Origin of the sequence: Saccharopolyspora mangrovi (assembly GCF_035320975.1) — a bacterium.
Lineage (GTDB): Bacteria > Actinomycetota > Actinomycetes > Mycobacteriales > Pseudonocardiaceae > Saccharopolyspora > Saccharopolyspora mangrovi.
In genome coordinates, this window is the sequence record NZ_JAWLNX010000016.1 from 153,432 (window position 1) to 156,957 (window position 3,526).

Annotated in this window: 3 protein-coding genes; 2 read left to right on the top strand and 1 reads right to left on the bottom strand. The window is 65.9% G+C overall.

Translation table 11 applies throughout. The features are described 5' to 3' along the window. The coding region (locus tag R4I43_RS22205; RefSeq protein WP_324267608.1) for an autoinducer binding domain-containing protein at positions 1–565 on the bottom strand (565 nt) is incomplete at its 3' end. A gap of 65 nt (positions 566–630) precedes the next feature. Here R4I43_RS22205 and R4I43_RS22210 point away from each other — a divergent pair. Both R4I43_RS22210 and R4I43_RS22215 read left to right on the top strand, forming a co-directional pair. Next, positions 631–1,116 (top strand): hypothetical protein, encoded by a 486-nt coding sequence (locus tag R4I43_RS22210; RefSeq protein ID WP_324267609.1) that lies wholly within the window; start codon positions 631–633, stop codon positions 1,114–1,116. Positions 1,117–1,146: 30 nt separating this feature from the next. After that, a complete protein-coding gene (locus tag R4I43_RS22215) occupies positions 1,147–3,426 on the top strand; it encodes a N,N-dimethylformamidase beta subunit family domain-containing protein (RefSeq protein ID WP_324267610.1) in 2,280 nt (759 codons plus the stop codon). Positions 3,427–3,526 lie beyond the last annotated feature (100 nt).

Below are 3,526 nucleotides of genomic sequence, written 5' to 3' on the forward strand. Positions count from 1 at the left end.
CGCGCTCGGGGTCCCCCACGCCCGGGAGCGCGGGCTCGTCTTCGACCGAGGGCGTGTCGAGCGTCGTCCACCAGTCGACGAGCGTCCCGAGGAGCGTTTGGGAGGCCGAGAGCAGTTGCATCGCCTCGTCCGGCGGCTGGTTGCGGTCCGTCGTGCTGACGTGCAGCGCCCCAGTGTATCGCCCGTCCTGGTTGTACAGGCAGACCGTTACGCCTTCGTTGAACCCGGAGGGCCGGAAGACCCTCTCTGCGGAGAACATGGATTCGTAGCGGAACGGCATGTCCCTCCACCGCAGCGGCTTCCCGTCCCCGGTGCGCATGTGGCGGTAGACCTCGTCGTGCTCCACGAACCAGGTGTTCAGGTGGCGGAGAACGGTTTCGGGATATTCGAGGTTGACGACCGTGTCGTGGCGCCGAGTTACGGGGTTGAGCTGTGACAGCGCAATGGTGTCGCAGTGCGAGGCTGACCGGACGATGCGCGCGATGTCCTGGTAGAGATCGGTGCTGGGCCTGCGGTCGGCGAGTTTCGCCCCGATCGTGGCAAGCGCGTCCAAGGTGCTGACCATTCGCCTCCTCCTCCCGGTAGGCTCGATAGCTACTATCACGAATTGCATTTCCCGTCAATGGGATCTTGCCCAATGCTCGCCAGGCCATCCCGTCGTACGGTGCCTGGATCGCGGCCGATCCAATGGGATCGGCCGCTCAGCCCATCGGAACCCGGAGGTCAATGATGACCTTGCCTTCTCTGGCCGAGCAGTACGAAAGAGAGGCTGCCGCCTTCCGGCAGACCGAGGACTTCATCCTCGACAACGAGATCAGGCCCAGGATCACCGCGGAGATCATCGAGGAACATCGGCGGCTGCCCGTCGGAAAGCACTCGGACGAGCTCGAACGAATCCTGATCTACCTGCGCAAGCACCATATGGTCATGGCAGGCAAGTACATCCTGGTATGCACGGTGCCGCACCAGGAGTGGTGCATCGCCGAAATCACCGGCGAACCGGATCAGCCGCCCCGGCTGCTCGACGAGACCTACTCCGATCGCTTCGAGGCCGAGCACGGACTGTTCGTCAAGAGGCTGCGCGACAACGGCCTCCTCAACCGCATCGAGGAATGAACGATGAAGATTCTCGGCTACTCAAAGCAATTGTCCGTCCGCCCGGGGGAACAAATCGACTTCGCGGTCACCTGCGAAACCCCGACTTACCACGCCGACATCGTCAAGCTCATCCACGGTGACACGAACCCCGACGGCCCGGGGGAGAAGATCGAGCCGGTCTCCACGCATGTCGACGGCGAGTTCCCCGGCCGGATCCAGCGAGTGCACAGCGGATCCCACATCATCGTTGCGCATCACCGCCGACTGGACCTGACCACCGAGTGGACGCTGCAGACGCTGGTCTTCCCGACCGCTCCGGAGCGGGGCGTCCAGGGCCTGATCACCAAGTGGGACGACACATCCGACGCCGGAATGGGGCTGTTCATCGGTGCGGACGGCTCCACCCAGGTGTGGGTCGGCGACGGAGCGGGCAACACACAGCGGCTCAGCGCCGGGGCCCCGCTGATCTCCGGCCTGTGGTACCTCGTCACGGGCTCGCGCGCAGCCGACGGCACCCTCACCGTCTCCCAGGTACCCGTGGTCACACCGACCAACAGCCGCTTCGCGGTGGCCTCCTCGTTCGCCTCAACCACGGCGACGGTGAGCGGGAACAGCTCGCTGGTCCCCTCCTCCACCGATTTCCCCCTCGTCATGGCCGGGCAGGTGGACCTCGTCACCGACACCGGCCGAGTCATCGTCGGCAACCACTTCAACGGCAAGCTCGATCGTCCGCGAGTGCACTCGACTGCCATGTCTCCCTCTGAGGCCGAAGGTCAGGTCGAGAATCCCCGAGGTCTGTCCCTGGTCGCCGCCTGGAACTTCGACGCCGAGATCACGCCGGAGGGCATCAGGCAGCCGCGCCGGATCACCGACGTGTCGCGACACGGCCTGCACGGGACGGCCGTCAACATGCCCACGCGGGCGGTGACCGGTTACAACTGGCGGGCCAAAGAGCAGAACTTCGTCCACGCCCCCACCGAGTACGGGGCAATCCACTTCCACGACGACGACCTGGCGGACGCGGAGTGGGACGTCGACTTCACCCTCACGGTCCCCGGAGGCATGCCCTCAGGTCTGTACGCGGCACGGCTGGTCGCCGACAACGACGTCGACTACGTCCCGTTCTACGTCAAAGCCGAGCCGGGAAACGAGAAGAAGATCTGCTTCCTCGCCCCCACCGCCAGCTACATGGCCTACGCGAACGACCATGTGAGCCTGTCGGCGCCGCTCGCTCAACTGTTCGTCGCCAGGGCTCCCGTGCTCGAACAGAACAACATCGTGCTCAGCGAGCACCGCGAGTTCGGCCTGTCCACCTACGATCAGCACACCGATGGATCAGGCGTCGCCTTCTCCACCCGGCAGCGGCCGATCCTCAACATGCGGCCTGGTTTCCGGCACTGGCTCTCACCGTCGCTATGGCAATTCAACGCGGACCTGCACCTGATCGACTGGCTCACCGAACTCGGCTACGAGTTCGACGTCATCACCGACGAGGACCTGCACCTGCGGGGCCTGGACGCGATCGCCCCGTATCGGGTCGTGCTGACCGGTTCGCACCCCGAGTACTACTCGGAGCAGATGCTCGACGCGATCCACCAGTACACCACCGAGGGCGGCAGGCTGATGTACTTCGGCGGCAACGGCTTCTACTGGGTCATCAACTTCGATCCGGACGACCCGAGCGTGATCGAGGTCCGCAAGGGCCACGGCTCCAACGCCTGGAAGTGCAAACCGGGCGAGTACCACCTGTCCTTCACCGGCGAGTACGGCACGCTCTGGCGCCATCGTGGCCGAGCACCGCAACGGCTGGTCGGTGTCGGCTTCGGTTCCGAAGGATTCGACGTCTCGTCCTACTTCCGGCGCACACCGGACGGGCTCGGCGGCGCGGCCAACTGGATGTTCGACGGCATCGCTCCCGACGAGCTCATCGGTGACTTCGGCCTGGTCGGCGGCGGTGCCGCCGGACTCGAGCTCGACCTCTACGACGCCTCGCTGGGAACTCCACCGGAGACAGTCATCGGCGCGACGTCCGAGGGGCACACCGATGTCTACCTGGAGGTCGCCGAAGAGCTGTACTTCAACGTCCCCGGTACGGGAGGGACGCAGAACGGTCGGGTTCGCGGTGACATCACGTACTTCCCGACCGAAGGAGGCGGAGGCGTCTGGTCCTGCAGTTCGATCTCCTATTGCGGTTCGTTGTCGCACAATGGTTACGACAACAACGTATCCCAGCTGACGCGCAATGTTCTCGACCGGTTCCTGGAGGACGGACGCCCACCGGCGGGCGCTTCTGAAGCCCAGGAGCCGGCGCCCGGCTCCGCTTCCTGACCGGCCGACCAATCGGTGGTGGGGGGGGGGGGGCCCCCCCCCCCCCCCCCCCCGCCCCCCCCCCGCCCCCCCCCCCCCCCCCCCCCCCCCCCCCCCCCCA